General features: G+C 46.3%; 17 protein-coding genes. 5 read left to right on the forward strand and 12 right to left on the reverse strand.

All coding sequences use genetic code 11. The annotated features are described in order from the left end of the window. Positions 1-108: 108 nt before the first annotated feature. The 5 genes from ACODR9_RS09415 to ACODR9_RS09435 all read right to left on the reverse strand — a co-directional run bounded on the left by ACODR9_RS09415 (position 109) and on the right by ACODR9_RS09435 (position 7,257). Complete coding sequence (locus ACODR9_RS09415; RefSeq protein ID WP_488809006.1) at positions 109-2,013, reverse strand: response regulator receiver domain; 1,905 nt, start codon at positions 2,011-2,013, stop codon at positions 109-111. Further along, complete coding sequence (locus tag ACODR9_RS09420; RefSeq protein ID WP_488809007.1) at positions 2,006-4,975, reverse strand: ATP-binding protein; 2,970 nt, start codon at positions 4,973-4,975, stop codon at positions 2,006-2,008. Before ACODR9_RS09420 ends, ACODR9_RS09415 begins: the two co-directional genes overlap by 8 nt. 36 nt (positions 4,976-5,011) lie before the next feature. Then, on the reverse strand, positions 5,012-6,103 hold the full coding sequence (locus ACODR9_RS09425; protein ID WP_488809008.1) for a DNA cytosine methyltransferase: 1,092 nt from the start codon (positions 6,101-6,103) through the stop codon (positions 5,012-5,014). Positions 6,104-6,468: 365 nt separating this feature from the next. Next, on the reverse strand, positions 6,469-6,849 hold the full coding sequence (locus tag ACODR9_RS09430) for a hypothetical protein (RefSeq protein WP_488809009.1): 381 nt from the start codon (positions 6,847-6,849) through the stop codon (positions 6,469-6,471). A 3-nt stretch (positions 6,850-6,852) separates the two neighbouring features. Beyond that, entirely contained in the window at positions 6,853-7,257 is a 405-nt protein-coding gene (locus tag ACODR9_RS09435) for a hypothetical protein (RefSeq protein WP_488809010.1), read from the reverse strand. Between the two features lie 322 nt (positions 7,258-7,579). On the opposite strand from ACODR9_RS09435, the gene trbJ reads away from it, so the two are divergent. Genes trbJ through trbL form a run of 3 tightly spaced genes read left to right on the forward strand, consistent with a single transcriptional unit; the run spans position 7,580 to position 10,177 of the window. Further along, entirely contained in the window at positions 7,580-8,386 is an 807-nt protein-coding gene (gene trbJ / locus ACODR9_RS09440; protein WP_488809011.1) for a P-type conjugative transfer protein TrbJ, read from the forward strand. A gap of 11 nt (positions 8,387-8,397) precedes the next feature. Further along, positions 8,398-8,568, forward strand: coding sequence for a hypothetical protein (locus ACODR9_RS09445; protein WP_488809012.1), 171 nt, complete (start codon positions 8,398-8,400; stop codon positions 8,566-8,568). 13 nt (positions 8,569-8,581) lie between these two features. Further along, positions 8,582-10,177, forward strand: coding sequence for a P-type conjugative transfer protein TrbL (gene trbL / locus ACODR9_RS09450; protein ID WP_488809013.1), 1,596 nt, complete (start codon positions 8,582-8,584; stop codon positions 10,175-10,177). Positions 10,178-10,221: 44 nt separating this feature from the next. Here the strand turns inward: trbL and ACODR9_RS09455 are convergent, their stop codons facing one another. The 4 genes from ACODR9_RS09455 to ACODR9_RS09470 all read right to left on the reverse strand — a co-directional run bounded on the left by ACODR9_RS09455 (position 10,222) and on the right by ACODR9_RS09470 (position 12,891). Next, a complete protein-coding gene (locus ACODR9_RS09455; protein WP_488809014.1) occupies positions 10,222-10,551 on the reverse strand; it encodes a hypothetical protein in 330 nt (109 codons plus the stop codon). After that, positions 10,552-11,019: a ribbon-helix-helix domain-containing protein gene (locus ACODR9_RS09460; protein ID WP_488809015.1), complete on the reverse strand. Its 468-nt coding sequence runs from the start codon at positions 11,017-11,019 to the stop codon at positions 10,552-10,554. It abuts the gene before it with no gap. Positions 11,020-11,795: 776 nt separating this feature from the next. Beyond that, entirely contained in the window at positions 11,796-12,668 is an 873-nt protein-coding gene (locus ACODR9_RS09465) for a hypothetical protein (protein ID WP_488809016.1), read from the reverse strand. A gap of 10 nt (positions 12,669-12,678) precedes the next feature. Continuing rightward, complete coding sequence (locus tag ACODR9_RS09470) at positions 12,679-12,891, reverse strand: hypothetical protein (protein ID WP_488809017.1); 213 nt, start codon at positions 12,889-12,891, stop codon at positions 12,679-12,681. A gap of 94 nt (positions 12,892-12,985) precedes the next feature. Between ACODR9_RS09470 and ACODR9_RS09475 the strand changes: the two genes are divergently transcribed. Together ACODR9_RS09475 and ACODR9_RS09480 are read left to right on the forward strand one after the other, a co-directional pair. Next, a complete protein-coding gene (locus tag ACODR9_RS09475) occupies positions 12,986-13,822 on the forward strand; it encodes a hypothetical protein (RefSeq protein WP_488809018.1) in 837 nt (278 codons plus the stop codon). A 177-nt stretch (positions 13,823-13,999) separates the two neighbouring features. Then, on the forward strand, positions 14,000-14,230 hold the full coding sequence (locus tag ACODR9_RS09480; protein WP_488809019.1) for a helix-turn-helix transcriptional regulator: 231 nt from the start codon (positions 14,000-14,002) through the stop codon (positions 14,228-14,230). 27 nt (positions 14,231-14,257) lie between these two features. Here the strand turns inward: ACODR9_RS09480 and ACODR9_RS09485 are convergent, their stop codons facing one another. From ACODR9_RS09485 to guaA, 3 genes are all read right to left on the reverse strand, one after another. Further along, on the reverse strand, positions 14,258-15,028 hold the full coding sequence (locus ACODR9_RS09485; protein ID WP_488809020.1) for a toll/interleukin-1 receptor domain-containing protein: 771 nt from the start codon (positions 15,026-15,028) through the stop codon (positions 14,258-14,260). 135 nt (positions 15,029-15,163) lie between these two features. Next, complete coding sequence (locus tag ACODR9_RS09490; protein ID WP_488809021.1) at positions 15,164-16,360, reverse strand: tyrosine-type recombinase/integrase; 1,197 nt, start codon at positions 16,358-16,360, stop codon at positions 15,164-15,166. 306 nt (positions 16,361-16,666) lie between these two features. Next, positions 16,667-18,244 (reverse strand): glutamine-hydrolyzing GMP synthase, encoded by a 1,578-nt coding sequence (guaA, locus tag ACODR9_RS09495; protein ID WP_488809022.1) that lies wholly within the window; start codon positions 18,242-18,244, stop codon positions 16,667-16,669. Positions 18,245-18,246 lie beyond the last annotated feature (2 nt).

Genomic DNA, 18,246 nt, shown 5'->3' on the forward strand with positions numbered 1-18,246 from the left:
CTTTAAATTAAATAATCAAGTAGGCTGCTATAAATAATCAGCTTACTTGATTATCTTGTGTAATCAAATTCTTTATATGCCGTAAATAATTAATTAAGTTAGATGTGTCTATAAAGTTACATAGCCGAGACCAATGCGACTAACGCTAGCTCCAATTCGTTGAATATAATTAAGAGCATACTCGTATCTAAGTTTGGCAATAACTCTAGCTTCTTTTTGGTTGCATTTTATTTTCATATTGTCAAGTTCAAGTTGCATTTCAAGTAAGTTAAGATTTCCATCTTTAATTACACCTCCATCCTTTGCAACAAAGGCACGCCAGTCAACCTTCATAACAGCAGGTTGTGATGAGTCTTGACTAGGAGACGTTAGTCCAAGTCCTATTATGGCGCCATTAAATTCAACAAAACAGTAAGAACCGGCATTAATATGACGGCTTGTTAATGAGGCTGTGTTGGTAATCGAATGTAGCTTTATTGCTGTGAAGGGCCTTAAACTAGTATCATCACCTTTTTTGAATGCAATAGTATTTTGACCAGGTTGTAAATCACATGCAGGGGTTGCACATACCCACCAGGTATCATCAAGTATAAATATGTGCCCACTGTCTAGTTGTTGTGGGTTTGAGTCAATTTGATCATTTGATGGTAGACAACAAACGTAACGATTGTATTCATTAACTGCTTTTTGTTTTTCATGAGCATCGTCTAGATCTATGCCGTAGTGAGTTTGAAATGTAAATCCACTAGCTTCATCAATTTCCAAAATTCGTTGACCGAAATTCGCTATTTTGTCAGAGACAAGAAATGACATAATTTCAGATTGACGATTTACATGATCTTTTAATCTACTGTGGCGAAGAATTTTTAAGTGATCAGGCGGTAGAGCATCGCTAGCTGGATGTTTTATAGTCTCATAAAACATAGCAAATGCACGATCTTGTTTTAAAGATGCATCTTCAACTTCCGCCCCAATCTGACTAATCTCATCTCGAAATTTAGCAGAGAGCAGTCGGGATGGCGTGGGCTTCCAGTCTGCAAGAGCCTGCTCCAGCTCTGTCAATAAGTTCTCAGGACCTTTTTTAACAAAGCATACAAAGCCACGCGGAGTATGAAGCCATTTAATGGCGTTTGAAATGTGCCATGTTAAACCGGCTAGTGCTTTATTGTTAAATATGGAGCTATGATTTTTTTCAAATAGTTTAATTGCCCAGTAGAAGAAAGTCTTTTTTTGATTTGTGTTAAGTTTTGATCCATCATCTAGTTTAATTTCATCTGCCCATGAACTTAGTGCTGCAAATTCATTGTTGCCACGAAGAAATTCACCCATGGCATTATTAATATTAAAATCAGGGTGGCGCATCTTTAAATACAGTGCGGTATCTAGCTTTTCTTTAATATGTTTTCTATCAAAATCGCTAATGGTTTCAAAGTCAGAAATAATAATGTCAAGCTCATCGATCTTATTGATTATCTTCTCGCTGAGGATGGATGTGCAGCTTTCAAGTAAACTCATTAGGCATTGGTTTATAACCTCATCTAAATCTTCACTTGTATGAACTACTACTAGATTAAAATGATAGTTATCTAAAACAGATGCTAGAATTTTTCGTGCGAGATTGCCTCCCAGTCCTGTTCCGGCTCCTTCTAAGTTATAATCTAGAATTAATAAGTCGGATTGATGCAAATGATCCGCCAATTCCTTGGGAGATTCATTGTTTTTTTCATCTTTTTCTCTTGAATCAGTAACTCCATCATGAATATCGATGATCAAGCCAGGTTTTTGACTTCTGAATTGATTAATTATGGTATAAACTTCCTTTGCAACATCTGGAGAGCTCCAGCTCTTATTCGAAAATTTAGAGTGAATCTGAGCTGAGTGATGTTCATCCGTTATTTTTGAATTAAATAACTCTTCCCATGTTGGGTACTGGTCATCAATGATTAAGACGGAGCGCAGTGGCTTAATGAAAGCTTCTCTAATCAAGTCATTGAAATTATTTATTTCAGCCAAAATTAACCCCTTTGAAATTTATTACAAAATTTGCGCCGCTCAGCGGTCTTAATTTTGGAGTTGTTGCATATTCAATGGAATGGCCACTTGCCATTAAATTCACCTTGCAAAGATAAAGTCCAATGCCTCTTCCTCCATTCGATTTTCTTGTGAAAAACATTTTGAATAGATTTTCTTGATCAATTGGATTGATGCCGGGTCCATTGTCGGATACGATTATTTTTTCGTTTATAATTGAAAGATAAACTTCGGGATTTTCTGTTTGAGAGTTTACGAGCCAGTAAATGCTATTATTCACAAGGTTTACAAATACAGGGTAGAGGCGAGATGCTTGTTCATGTATTGAAAATCTATCGAACTCGGGTGATGAGTGGATTTTTATATTTCTATTTCGAATAATGGTGTCAAAAAAGTTGATAAGATATTTTTTAATTTCATCGCCAGTGATTTTTCTAATATTAGAACTTCCAGAAATTTTCAAAGGCGATAGAAATTCAAGTTGCTGGCTCAGCGCTTCAAAGCCTTCTGCAACCAAGTTGGTACCTGGTATGTCTTCGACTTGTTGGATTTGTTTAATACCTTCGCGAATCATTCGTGCACTTGTATGCAATTCGTGTCCCAAGATTTCTACAGTAATACCCAGTTGAGCAACTTGGTTAAGTCTATTTAAATCTTCACGCAAAGTAATGTTGTCTGTAGTTCCTTGCCGGGCAATTAGCTCAATATTTATATTCTCACTCATAATATGAAGAGCATCTAAGTAAGATTGAAATGTATCCTCATTCTCGGTATCAATTCTACTATATTGTACTTGCATATGCTCAAGAGCATCATCAAGATTTAGCTGACCAAGCCGTACTTGCTCAATTAATGGCATAACCTCACGGTGAAAAGCTTTATTTCGGTCATCAAATAAAGCTGCTACGCGCTCTTTTTCAGCATCTTGCATAGCTTCAATAGATTTACGCCATAATCTTAATCGTGATTGTATTCTACTTGCATGGCTATTTAACTGCCGTTGAGCAATTTCTTCGGGCTTGGATGGATGAATGCGCTGAATTGCAATTGCACGAATTTCTTCCAAAGAACGAATTCTATCCTGAATGATAGAGTATTTAGATCTAAACTCTCTGTACTCATCTTCTGAAGATCCTAATTTAGAAGGCGCGCCAATAATCTTTAAATCTGCTAGTGAGTTGTGAAAATTACTTATCATGGCCTGAATATTATCAATATCGTATTCGTTATTAATTTCAATGCCAGTTATTGTATTTTTTGTTAATTCTTCTAGTTCATCCAGTAGTGGAAGGTTTTTCTTTAATCGAGTACGAAATTTTGCCGCATTGATTTTTGCAAGTGCTTTACGTTGTAGCTCTGCTTTCTCTTTTTCATTTTGAGCTTGAATGTCAGGAAGTAGAGTATTTCTTAAGTGTGAGCTACTTCCGAAGTATTCATACGCAGCACGTTTTAAAATGTTTTTGACTATTTCGCGTAGGATTTTAGTTGCCCGATTGTCGATAAAACCTTCCCGCCCGGCTTTGTCGCGTAGGTTAGGATTTAATTCTCTTGATATGGCAATACGACCAAACATTCGGCGTGCATTCCAATATTCACGACCGGCATTTATACTGCGTTGTTTTTCAATTTCAAAGAAATCATTAGTTTCACGGCCGTAAGGTAAGACACGCAAACCATTTCTGAAAATTAAAAATCCGCTGTGTCTTTTTGATAATTTATTAAAGAAGGCAAAGTCAGCATCCGATAGAGTAGAGTTGTTTCTTTTTTGTTCATATGTTGCGATGAACAAACTAAATGGACCGATGAATGTGGAAGGGCCATGTGGAATTCGTAGATCTTTAGGTGGATATATTTCATATCCTGATTCCAGTTTTCTCCACTCACCAAAAGCCTTCACTTTTCCTCTAAAAACGCCATGTTCATCAATTTCCCCTGAAAGAACATGCTCCATGCCTTCCGCGATTTTGTAATTTATCGAGATTCGTTCATCTTCAATTATTGGATTTGGTATTCCATTACTCCATGTTACTACTTCATAGGAGAAGTTGGGGTCGTATAGATTGTACTCTGCTGAATCACTTTCAATATATGGATCAGTAAAGGCAGATAGGGTTGAAAGGAAAGATTCACGAACACTTAATATATTAGAGTCTTGTGCTGCTGATGGTAATTGAGCTTTAAGATCGTAGTTTATATCTGATACAAGAAGAGCCGTGCCATGCTCTTTTTCACCATTCCAGACTTGCCATGATGAAAGTTGCTCTTCTTCAAAGCATGCATTAATGATCGTATTTGCAATAAGTTCTGATGGTTTATTAGTATTTGAATCTAACTCTAATGTGGCACTGTCGAACATTTCCCAGGCTAGTTTCAATCGATTTGTACGATTTTCATCTTTAATGGTTCCCCATATATTATCGGTTAAACGGTCAAATAATTCTGGTAGTCTTTCGAATAGTTGACTTTTGTCTGTGAATTGCGTAACGGGTATTTCTATGTCAGATAATATGAGGTAAGGGTTTTCAAAAATCCGCCAATCAATTAGTGCTGCAACAAAATCTTTACCTTTTTTCTTGCTAATAATTAATAGAAGCGGACCTAAGTTGGCGGAAGATAATCGACCAATTCCTTTTTGGCCTTGTTTTGTTCTCTTAGGCAAGCCATTGCGATCATTTTCATTCTCGGCTGCAGCATTGAATTTGGAGTTGGTTCCAACTACGAGCCACTTATTTGTAAAGTCCTCATAACTCATTCCATGGCCATCATCAAATACAGCAGCTACAGGCTCTGCTGTATCGAAAATATGTAAACTTACATTTTTTGCATAAGCATCATATGCATTTTTCCATAGTTCAGATATGGCAGTAGGACAGTCTGCAATTTGCTCACGTCCTAGGTGATCGACTGTTCGAGCGTGAGTCCTGAAAGCAAGAGTCTCAATCATATAGTGTAGCTTCCCTTGTAGCAGCGAGAGGGGATTTCATTCGCAATTACTTTTCAGTAAATTATCTTTTATGTATTTTATTAGATATTTTCCTAAATCAATAGGCACTGCATTTCCTATTTGACGGCTTGCTGCAGTGATGCCTCCTGCAAACTTGAAGCTATCAGGAAAGGTTTGAATTCGTGCGGCTTGACGAATAGTGATGCCATGATGTTCTGTGGGATGTACAAATCTGCCTTTCGATGGATTTGTACAAGCTGTCGTCATGGTCGGAGCCGGTATAGCTGGGTCTATTCGTCCATAGACATCCTTATGACCATCATGATTTTCATGGCATGGAAGAAGTCTACCTGAGTCAGCTCTACTTCCACCATTGATAGGAGTATTGCGAAAAACTTCTACAAGCTCAGGTCCATGATTCATATGGACATCATTAATATCGTCTTCAACAGATGGTGCAAATACGTCTTTGCATGAAATCCATGCTTTCTGATGGGGTAAAGTTTTACCTTCTTCAGCATGAGTTGGTTCTGGTGGCCATACAAAATTTTCTGGATACTTATTGTCCCTTATGCCTAATATGAAGACACGTTTTCTTCTTTGTGGTACGCCAAAATCTCTAGCATCAACTATTGCTGGCTTGAATAGTTTATATCCGGCATTTTCTCCTTCTTTATAGAATTCGTCTAGGTAGTCTTTATGCCTCTCCCACAAAATTCCTGGGACATTTTCCATTAAAAATACGCGGGGCCTAATCGCTTTGACGAAACGAAAATATGCATGAACAAGTTTATTTCGAGGATCGTTGACACCTGCATCAAGTATTCTATGTGCAGAAAACCCCTGACAGGGTGGCCCTCCAAGAAGTAAATCGCATTCATTGTTTGCAAGATATTTTTCTTTTATTAAATCAGGAGAGTATTCTAGTATACTATTTTCTAGTACTTGCGCTGATTTCGCTGCTTCATATTTCAGTATGTTATCTTTATATGTCTGTACTGCGTATCGATCATTCTCAATTGCAATAGCAATTGAGAACCCCGCCTCGATCGCTGCTAAAGAGAAACCACCTGCGCCAGAAAACAAATCGACAGCAACGGCTTTAAATTTACAATTGTTATTGTCCATTCGTATTTCTATATGCTATTAAATAATGCTTCTAAATTTTTAAATACGGCGAAATATAAAATAAAAGTCGACGTGTGTGTCAGTATCTGAGTCTGTTCTGGACTTATGAGTTGCACTTTCTCGATACCTCAGAGACAGGATTATCTTTAGTCGTCAAGTTTAGCTTGTGGATCATTCTATATAAAGCCTAGCAGGCAAGTTTTTAGTCTTAGAGACAATTCATAGCATCATTTATGTAAATAAAATATGCGTACATTCTTAAATGCTAATTTAATGGCATTTTAATACAATGTTGTACTTGTTTAATGATTGCTATTTTTTGCAGTTAAGTATATGATTTTAAATGAAAAATCTACTAAATTCCATCAGGAATTCAGCAAATGTGTTTTAGCATTGTTGCTAATGCTGGTGCTTGTCAGCCTGGTTGTTGGATGCTTACCTAAGCGATTACACGTGAAATAGTCTTTCTCAAGCTCCTCACAGTCGAATCCCTGATAGCGTAACAGTGGCATAGGGTCTTCTATTGACTCTTTGAGGTTGTCTATATCCCACAGTCCCAGCGGTGAAAGTATCATCTCCTGCGTATCCTCATCAAACCATGCCAAGAACAGCATGTCGCTGCACTCAACCATGTAGTGGACTGCCCCGCCACCGCGAGTCTCCAAGGTTTCGTCGTACACATGGGGAATAGACGTTGCACGCGAAAGGGTGCTGGTTAGCTGGGACATTTCCGCCGAATGGGGCATGGTTCAATCTTCCTGGCTTGACTCCTGGGAGTCGTTCAAATTGGGCTTGGTGTAGCCCGCTTTTGTGAGATGCCGGCGCAGTAGCGCCATGCCGTCCCACATTCCTTTTGCCTGCTCGTTGGTCAGCTTTGCGCCACGCAATATGTGGCCAGCAACATTCTTCATTGTCTGCGGCAAGGTTTCGATTTCCTGCCGTGCCTGGGCGGCACGTTCGGCAACCTCCTCCCTTTCCAGCCAAACGGCAAATTCCTCTATTTCTGCCTCTGTCATCAGGCTGGCCAGCTCCGGCGGTAGCTCCTTCGCGCCGCGCTCCATCGAACCAATCAGCTTTTGGCGTGATCGCTTGGCCACGTTGTCGTAATACGTTCTTAAAAACTGAGTGCGGCCCCGCGTGTGCCTGATCTGCATTTTTCTTTTCTCCACATGGCCGACAGACAAAAATATTGTATGTCTATTGGCACAATAAAAACAAGCATGACGACACACATTATTTGTGTGTGTCTAATCGTTGACTGCACGAAACCATTCGCATAGGATGATTATTGCTTGCGGTGCGGCAATCAATAGTCACATACAAAGCAGATGTGTCTAAATTAATCATCGAAGTATAGCACTTTGAAAATTGTGAAAGCCGCATGAAATAAGGGCCAGACGGCAATCTGGCCCTTATGGGTACTAGTCAAGACTTGCGGTTTCGACTAGTCAAAACAACTACTTTTGAGGTGTCAGAATGAACGCGACCAGCGAGAACGTCAACGGCAAAAACAGCCTGCTTACAAGCAAGCCTATCAAGTCGGCGATGCGAAGAACTGTCATCACGGCAATGTTTATTTCCGTATCTGTTAGTCCGGTGCAGGCCGGTAGCGTAGCCGGCAACGGTGGCGCAACAGAAGTCACTCAGATTTTGAACAACGTGCAGTTAGTACAGCAGGGCGCAACCATGCTGCAGGAAGTGAACAACACCCTGCAGATGGTGCAAATGGAACAAGCCCAGCTGAAAAACCTGATTAATGCGCCGGCTCAACTGTGGGGGCAGGCGCAACAGGATCTCGTCCTGCTGGCCAACGCCGTGCAAAACACGACAGCAATCACGTATGCGGCCGGCACGATAGATCAAAAATTCAAGGCGGCTTTCCCCGGGTTTGCTACGTCCGCTGGCGCTACCAACTTCGGTAGCCAATACAAGGCATTAATCGGCAAGGGCTTGGACGGACTGCAATCCGCCCTTGCTTCGGCGGGCCTGAACGTCAGTCAGTTCGATAGCGAACGGTCGGCCATCCAGCAGATTCAAGGCATTTCCGCAGGCTCTCAAGGCAGTCTGCAGGCCATTCAGGCCGGCAACATGATTGCCAGCCAGACGATTGATCAGTTGCAGAAGCTGCGACAGATGCTGGCTCTGCAGACTCAAGCCCAAAGCAACTTCCTGGCCGCACAGGGCCAGATTCAGGCCAACCAGATGGACGCCACGCAAACACTCATGAAGCAAGGCAATGGCAATGTTCGCCAAGCTGGCCAAAGCGGTTTCCGCACTTTCTGAGGGGGATCAAAATGCAAAAATCTTTCCAGCAAAAAAAGTGGGGTTCCTTCATCGCTGCAGTTCTGATTGTTGCTCTCGGCTCGATGCTAACTGGCTGCAGCAATAGTGAGGAACAGAAGCCGGCTCCGCAAAAGACCGATCATGTGCGGAAACCTGGCGAAAGCGGCTTCCGTACTTTCTAAAGGGGCAATAGACATGAAACGCGCAAATCTATGGCTTGTGGCGTCGCTGCTGCTACTGGCCAGTCCAGCCTTTGCCGATACGGGAAACTATGATTTTGGTGACATCATGGTTAAGTATCAGACGGCAGCAAGCAACTACGGGCAAAACATCACGCAAACCGCGCTGCATCTGTCGTACACGCTTTTTACGATTGATCTGGCATGGGCCATCTTGAGCAATAAGATTCTCAAGGGGGCCGACATCCCGGACATGCTGGCCCTGCTTCTCCCACGTATCGTATGGGTCGGCTTGGTTGCCTGGGTGATTTCCAATCCAAGCATTCCGCTGGCATTCGTCAACAGCTTTATCCAGATCGGGCAGCAAGGGGCGGCAACTTCCGCCATCAGCCCAAGCGATGTTTTTTGGCAAGGCATCGACCTGGTAAACATGATGATGAATTCATTTTCTGATAACGCCAACGTAGGAGGCGTACCAGTGCCGGCCGGCGTGGCTGCAATGACAAACCCGTTTGCAGCAATGCTGATTGCTTTGGCGCTTATCGCAATTGTGTTGTGCTTTGGCATTCTGACAGCACAATTTGCCGTGGCCTGGATTCAGCTTTGGTTCTACCTGGCTGTGTATCCCTTGGTTCTTGCTTTCGGCGTCACCAAGTGGACCAAGGATATTGCAATGAAGATCATGACGACGCCTCTTGTTTATGGCGTTCGGTTCATGACTATTTATTTCATCATCGCAGTAGGTACGTCGATAACGCAGGACTTTGGCCAGCAGATTGCTTCCCTGTCCTTGAGTAATCTTGCTCCGATATGGGCAATCCTGGGCGGCTCCATCCTGATGCTGATGCTGTCCCTGAAACTGCCAACGATGGCATCCGACTTGCTGGGTGGGACAGGTTCCATGTCTGCTGGCGATGGGGTTGCCGGTCTGGCGGCCGGGGCGGCAGGTGTGGCGGCCGTAGCCAGCGGCACTGCTGCACTGGCTGGCGGTGCAGCTAATAGCGTGGCAGGGGCAACTAAAGCCGGCTCTGCAGCCATTCAAGCCAGTGCAGTCAGCGGAAAAAGTGGTATCGGGATGGCCGCTGGGGCCATTCAAGAGGCAGGTAGTGCTGCGGGTGTAATGGCTATGGACTCAATCAAGGGCTTGGGTAGTAGATCTATCGGTGGAGAATTGGCGCATCGAATCAATAATCGTGCAGCAGCTGTACGGGAGAACCGTGCGGCTGGAATGCCTGCACCATCGGTTCCAGGTCAGGTTGTTGCAACTGGGGCATCTGCAAATCCAACAGAACCTGTGGCCGGTACGACAGGATTATCGGAACCTTCCCGTGGTACTCCTCCTGCTCCACAGGTTGACAGCCAGTCCTTAGCTGCTGAGTCAGCTGTTTCTGGGGCGGCGGCACAATCCGTCCATGTCGGAGCACCTGTAGGGACACCACCTACTCAGGCGATCAGTAGCATGTCTACGCATGATGGAAATGGCAATCAGCCAAGCACTACCATTTCTGCTGGAGCAAAAGCGATAGATGCTACGAAGGCAACGCTCAATACGATTAAGGAAACCAGTGAAACGGGTGGAGGGACAATTCAGATAAGTCACGGGGAAGAGTGACTACTCAAAAGGGAAGGCCGGAAAATGTTCCGGCCTTTTTTATATCAAAACCACATTTTTTTACCATTGCTTTGTCGATAGGCCCTTATTCGTTCCCCAAAGATGTTTCTAATTGTTTGAATTTCAGTTGTGTCGTTTACCTTCAACTCGCTGCGTTGTTTCCATAAAGTATCTACTTCATTATTTAATGATAGCAGCCAAGAAACGTTTGGCTTGTCAGCACTTTCTTCTTGGTATATGTGGTTCATTAAAATGGCAATGGCTTGATTGATGCATTCGCATGCTACTTCGTAGGCTATGCTCTGCTCGTGGGAATAGTTCGAAGTTAACAGGTTTTCATCGGGTAGTTGACTCGGTAGTGTAGAGTTTTTCATTCAATTTTCCTCCTGCACAGGCTCAAGACGATCATAGAGGGTGGAACGTTTTTTTCTTACGTGAAATGCATTCTTGAATTCATCAATAAATGCATTATATCTGCGATTTCCCAAGGCTACAGAACCTTCCTTGTCAATTACTTCTGGTTCGACAAACATTTGGAATTTTACAAACTGGTCGAGGAATGCAATTACCAGTTGTATATCATCATCCACTCTTATTACTTCTTTAATTGCCTTAATCAAAGTGACGGCTAATCTTTCCTCGACGTTTGCAATCGCTACTCTCAAGTCATCGCCTGCCAAGTAAGACTCAACAGCCACACGCACTAAAGCCGAATAGGTCATTTCACGATCAGCCGCAATTTTGGTCAGCTTTTCGTCAAGCTCGTTACCTAATCGGATCGACTTTGGCCGCGCCGGCTTCCACACCCTTGTTGGGGCTTCCTTCTCTATCTTCCTCGCCATTTTTCCTCCGATTGAGCGTCATACATATGTATGACAAAACAGCATTTTCAAACGTTACTGTAATACGTGTTTTCCATTGTAAAAACAATGAATTAATCATGAAAATAATAACCAGCGTATGCGGTCCTTTATGTTCCACTAAGAAAAATATTTTGTGGTTGTGGTTTGGTTTCGTAGTTATTTTTAGAAAAAATAAACATTTTTCTGAAATTTTTCCGTATTTGCTTGGCAGGGTATGGCTTAGGTTTACATTAAGTTGACTGATTGTTGACTTGGGTTTACATAAAGTTGACTAAACGTTGATGTTTGGTTTACTAAACGGGTACATATTTTTGACAAATGGTTGACATCTAATAGTGTGTTTGTGCTTTTTTAAAATTGTAGGGATTTTTGGTGTGCTTTGGTGCTGGGTTGTTAGCTTTGTTGTGCCATTTCTAACGGTGGTGATATTTTCCATGAGTATTTTGATAGTAAGTCATCACTATTTACTCCAAATGGGATGACTCGGTAAGCATAATTGTCTCTGTTTCTTGGATTGTAAAATTAATGATTTTGTTGGCAGTTATTTCGGGGGGTATGGTTATCTGCATTCTATTCACAGCCTTCTCTTGGTAGAAAGAAGGTAGAAATAAGGTAGAGGGCGGAAAATCTATGAAAAGCTAAATGTCGTCAATGGCTTACGTGAGAGGTGTGCGATATAACCCCGATAAGCCGCGATGTAACCCCGATATGGCGCGACGTAACCCCGACATTGGTGCGACGTAACCCCGATGTACTCATAGTTTTGCCCATACGGCTTGGGGGCGTCCCTTGGTACTTGTCTCAATACGGCCGCCTGCAATGATTTCAAGCCGTTCAAGCTCGCGCATCGCGCGCCCCAGGGCATCCACGAAGTCACGTATTCGACCCGTATATCCCAGCTTGTCTTTGAGCCAGTCTATGGCGTACCGCTGGATGCATTCGTCGGAGGTGGCGACCAAGCGCTGCAGAGCCTTCGCCATGTCTTGGCGTGCACCGAAGCGCTTACGTTTATCCCAATCAATCAGCGCGAACTCTCGATTGCCGAACATAAACCGCCAGCGCGGATCGACGCGTAATGTGTACGCTTCAGCTTCGTTGTCGTAGTCGAAACCCTCGATCATGTGCAGCGCGCGGCTGTTACCCACCGATAGCTTTGATTTACCCTCTTTGGTGCGGACTTCGATCACTAGCATCGCAAATGTTAGCGCTTGCATCGTTCGGTTCAGCCACTTGTACTCGTAGTTACCAGTCTGCCGACCTATGTTGCGCAGAAACGCTGCCCGCCTGATCACAACGGGTTCACCTAGTGGCTTACGGCTTGCCTCATGTATGGCCTGCATCCAAACGTCCGCTTGGCTTTCATCCAGTTGCTCTCCCCAGAACTTGATGACGGCATCGGCACGGCTAACGAGAACGGTGTCCTTGAGGATGCGTTTGCGGCCACGCGCAACTGGGGCGAATAGGCTGGAGCGGGCAATGTGATTTGGCATGGCCCGCATGAATTCTTCTAGGCCAGGAAGAAATAGCTGTTGTGGTGCGATGGCCTCGTGTTGTGATTTGATCCGGGACTGCGCCTCGGCAGCTCGTGCGGCTAAGGCTGGAAATTCAGATAGCAGTGGCGAATACATGAACGCCTCCTCATTCGCCGCTGAGAACTTTGGCTATTTCTGCAGTGCGGAAGTACACCCGGCGGCCGAGTTTAAACTTGGCTGCATTGATTGGTCTGGACCAGTCGGAGTCAGAGCGAAGGCTGATGCGGAGCCCTTCGGCCGAGCGGTCCAGCACCTTTGCTAGTTGGGCGATGCTCAAGAGTGGACCGAACTGCTTTGTTAGCGCCTCTTCTATTTGCATACGGTGGCCTTCCTTCAATTACGTATCAGATAGTTGGAGGATGCCGTTTAACGGTTGTAAGATGACGAAAAATAGTTAGAAAATTGTTGACGATATGAAAGCCAAAAACCGTAACCAAAGAGCACTACTCGATCCAAAGTACCCGCTACTGGCGACGTTAGTGGCGGAATCCGAAACATCATCTGACAGATTGCGATCTAAGCTGCAAGATGCTTATCGCTGGTGCTTCTGCGAGCTATGTGGTCGCACTACCGAATACGCCTTGGCCATCGAGGCTCGGGTCGTCTTTAAGCGGCTATGGAGAGGAAATGCAAAGGCCGTGCCTCTGACAGATGCCATCCGCAAGGATGCTCAATCGGAAGCGGATGCGTTGGTAGATCGGTATATTGATGCTCTGGCGGGGCGGTTTGGTGTCCATGAGCCGGGTCGAATGGTTATTGCCTACTGTGATACACGTGACATGCGTGGTGATTTGTCCGTGGACGCTTTTCGCGACCAAGTGGAACGTCGAGCGCTTATTGTCGCTTGGGCGAGGCGTGGTGATCTTTTAAGCGCAACGAGAGTACCTAACCAGCCAGAGAGGGCGCCAAAGCCAAGTAAGCTGTACTGTGAGGGGCACAATCCCAGGCGTAGCGACGATGCACGCAGGGCCTATCAGCGCGACCGCAGATTTCTTGCTGAATATGAAGACCTAATTTCAATGATCTGGAGTCAGGAAGCCGGCAGGTTACCTGCTTGGGACATCGAGGCACACGCATATGTAAGGAAAGAAGCGTACCGCTTGCTTCATGCCATGAAGTCCAAGAAAGACCTTATCGCTGCCGAACTGCGTAATGGAGTCACCAATCAATCAGAAATAGCACGCAAGCTAGGCGTTTCCCGTCAGACGGTTTCTTTAGCAATCAAGCGCCACGCCTTGCGTTCAAGCTAGACCGGTATGGTGGGCCAATCTTTGGCCAGGCCAAGGCGTGTACACGTAGCGGTTGAGAAGATCTATTTTGCACATTGATTTTCAGTGACAACATTTTTCTAACTATTTGTGATCACCCCAGTAGAGCTTGCGTGCATTCTTCGAACAGCTAATACGTAATCGAATGAAAGGTACCGTATGCAGAACGAGGCGAAGAATAAAACCCTCATAAACCGGAAAAAGCTTCTGGCAATGATTCCGCTCTCAGAGCGCACGATTTTCAACATGGAGCAACGGGGTGAGTTTCCACGCCGTATCGTGCTTACCAGTCGAAACGTGGCTTGGGATTTGGCTGAGGTTGAGAGCTGGATAGATCTGCGGAAATCTTCAGACGCTCAGCCAATCCGCCCTGGGGTCACTCCGATATGAACTGATCCGTAAGTCGATTGATGCTTTTCAGTCGCTGGGTTTGCTGCGTTCATACGAGACCGAAATCTCTTTTAAAAGGGATTTCGGGAGCCGACCCGCAAACCTATCTATAAGTATCTCTAAGGGAATGCCAGCCTTTGCCATTTCTATTGCTTGCTCGTGAAGCATGTTCAGCGGCATGTCAAGCTCTCGCATACGATAGTGTTCTGTTTCCCGTTCAAGTCGACGAATTCGAGAGTTCAGCATTCTGGTGTTTTCCAGAATCTCACTGAGAACATCTTCTTTCGGGCGAGGCTTGGATGGTGGTTGAGCTTCAGTTGTTGCTAGAATGTGTGCGAAGCGCTCTTCGAATTGTGGCCAGTACGTATTGAAAACCTGCTCAAGGATTCTGTTATCGAGTGCACTGCTCGCTAATGTACTATTCAGCGTTTTCACCAGACCAAGCACACTTTCTCGAGTTGGAAATGTGTGATTAAACTGCGCAAGAGGGTCCTCGATATCCTTCGGTTCTAGGTCAACGAGCAGCGTGCATACGCGTGAAGTCGACAGTCCTTTAGCAAGGGCCCCTGCTTCAAAAAGAATCCAAGGCCGAATCTTGTTTTCTTGAGTTAGGCATATGATTCCGACAGTTGTGTCTTTCAATTGGTCATTGATTTCACCAAACCAAAGTGAGCCGCGGTCTAGGTCTCGTGTTGAGATCCAAGGGCGAGAGGCCTGAATTACGCAGCACAGCCAATCGCTCAGTAAGTTAGCTACTTCTTTACTCCGTAAACCTGACCAACTGAGAAATACTTTCATGTATGTTACCCCATTGTTAAATTAATTAAGCCTGTCGCGGGATTTTTTATGGTTATGATTATTAATCACGACTCTGCAATGCTTGTCATAATAATTTTACCTAAGCAGGCAATTCCCTGCTCATAAAATATGTACTTATAATTTTAATCCAGCCCATTCATCAATCATGTTTGCCCAATCTTGCAGCATGGAGGTGCGCTGCTCGCGGTATTCAGCCTTGTTGTATACCGCACGCACGCCGCGTTGCTCGTGTGCAAGGCATTTTTCGATCCAATCGGTGTTGTATCCAGCCTCGTGAAGTAGTGTGCTGGCCGTCCGCCGCAAGTCATGTGGGCCAAACTTGGCCAACTGTTGCCCTTCCTTTTGTGCCAGCCTGTAGGTAAGCGTCAGCACCTGGTTGAGTGTTGCGCTGCTCATCGGCTTTTCACTATCGTAGCGAGAGGGCAGGACATAGTCCGATCCGCCAGCAAAGGTCTTCAGGGCAATGAAGATGTCGAGCGCCTGACGGGATAGGAACACCAGGTGCGGGTTACGCCGCTTCATCCGCTCCTTCGGGATCGTCCATAGCGCTTCGCTGAAATTGATCTCACTCCAGGTTGCCTCGGTCAGCTCGCTTTTACGTACCATTGTCAGCAACAGTAGCTTGGCGGCCGCTCTGATAGATGGTGTTGTCCCGATACGTTCAAGGTACTGGTACATCAGTGCGATCTCTTCCGGTGCCAGAGCCCGATCACGTGGCTCGAATTTGGCAATGGAAGCCGGACGCACCATTTCTGCCGGGTTCTCTACTTTCTGGCCACGCTCAATCGCCCAGCGGTAGACCTGCATGACCACTTCTCGGGCGTGCACGGCAGTCGCCGGCGCGCCGCGTTCGACGATCGCATCAGTCAGTGCTCGTAAGTCCTCGTGCGTGATTTCCACCAGCTTCCGGTTACCGAATTTCGGCTTTAACTCGCGTTCGTAGATCGACCTGCGCATGTCACGAGTTGAGTCTGCCATCTGATAGCCGCGCAGCCATTTATCCGCCCAGGCCCCGAACGTTTCAGCATCCTTCACGCGCGCTTTGTTCCGTGCCTTTTCCTTGGCTGGCGATTTTCCAGTAGCAATGAGCTTCTTGGCTTCGATCAGCCGTTCGCGTGCTTCAGCAAGGGTGACGCCACTAGCGCCATAGCGGCCGAAGGTGACGGTTTCTTGGCGGCCGTTGATCGAGTAGTTGTAGCGAAACGAGATTGAGCCGGCGGGAGTCACGGCCACGTACAGCCCGTCCCGATCATTCACTTTGTAGAGCTTGTCCTGGGGCTTGAGGTTGCGCAGCTTGGTATCGGTGAGCATGATTGTCGTTCTGTAATTCCAAAAAATACCATGAGAAAAATTACCGATGAATTTCCGCTAAAAGCCCGTGGATAAAGGATTTCAGCGATATTGATACCATGATCGCACGTAATTTCATGGCATGGTATGAGAGGAAAAAAGAAGTACGTCGAGCTGCCGTGCCATGATTCATGCCATGAAAAATAGCTGCTTGCTGGTGCCAAATCGTGCCAGATGTTGCCAGACAGAAAATGCAAAAAGCCCGCTGTGACGCGGGCTTCGGGGGTGTTGCATGCTAGCAACTGCCAGTTATTGCTTAACGTGGAATCATTCCCACTCAATCGTTGCCGGCGGTTTGCCCGACACATCGTAAACCACGCGGTTGATACCGCGCACTTCGTTGATGATGCGGTTGGAGGCGCGGCCCAGCAGTGCGTAGGGCAGTTCGGCCCAGTGGGCGGTCATGAAGTCGCTGGTCACCACGGCACGCAGGGCAACCACGTAGTCGTAGGTGCGGCCATCGCCCATCACGCCAACCGATTTTACCGGTAGGAATACGGCAAAAGCCTGGCTGGTGAGGTCGTACCAGTTTTTACCGGTTTTTTCGTCCACGGTATTGCGCAGCTCTTCGATGAAGATGGCGTCGGCCTGGCGCAGCAGGTCGGCGTATTCCATTTTCACTTTACCCAGGATGCGCACGCCCAGGCCGGGGCCCGGAAAGGGGTGGCGGTACACCATGTCATGCGGCAGGCCCAGCGCCACGCCCAGCTGGCGGACTTCGTCCTTGAACAGCTCACGCAGCGGTTCCAGCAGCTTGAGGTTCATGTCTTCCGGCAGGCCACCCACATTGTGGTGACTCTTGATGGTGTGGGCTTTTTTGGTTTTGGCACCGGCGGACTCGATCACATCCGGGTAGATGGTGCCCTGGGCCAGCCACTTGGCATTGGTCAGCTTGTTGGATTCAGCCTGGAATACTTCGACGAATTCACCGCCGATGATCTTGCGTTTCTTTTCCGGATCGGTTTCGCCAGCCAGCTTGCCCATGAACTGTTCGGTGGCATCCACGTGGATGACTTTCACCCCCAGGTTCTGCGCAAACATTTCCATCACCATCTTGCCTTCGTTCAGGCGCAGCAAGCCGTGATCAACAAACACGCAGGTCAGTTGCGGACCGATGGCGCGGTGAATCAGCGCAGCGGCAACCGAGCTGTCCACACCGCCGGACAGGCCAAGGATGACTTCTTCGTCACCAACCTGATCGCGGATTTTCTTCACCGCTTCGTCGATGTAGTTGGGCATGGTCCAGCTGGGTTTGCAGCCCGCAACGTGCAGCACGAAACGATGGATCATTTCGGTACCGCGCTTGGTGTGGGTGACTTCCGGGTGGAACTGCACGCCGTAGTAGCCACGGTCTTCATCGGCCATGGCGGCGATGGGGCAGGACGGGGTTTCGGCGATGACATGGAAGCCGGCTGGCAGGGCGGTTACCTTGTCGCCGTGGCTCATCCACACGTCCAGGAAGCCGTTGCCAGCGTCGTCAACGTGGTCCTGCAGGCCTTCCAGCAGCTTGGAGTGGTGGCGGGCCTGGATCTGGGCGTAGCCGAATTCGCGCTTGTCGCCCGCTTCCACCTTGCCACCCAGGCTTTGTGCCATGAACTGCATGCCGTAGCAGATGCCCAGTACCGGGACACCCAGTTCGAACAGTGCCGGGTCAGCCTGGTAGTCGGATTCGTATACCGAGTTGGGACCGCCGGAGAGGATGATGGCCTTGGGGCCGAATGCACGGATTTCTTCAATCGGCATGTCAAACGAATGAAGCTCACAGTAGACGTGAGCTTCGCGTACGCGGCGGGCAATCAACTGGGTAACTTGAGAGCCGAAGTCGAGAATGAGGATCTTGTCCATGC

This window comes from Aquitalea sp. FG25 (genome assembly GCF_057809375.1).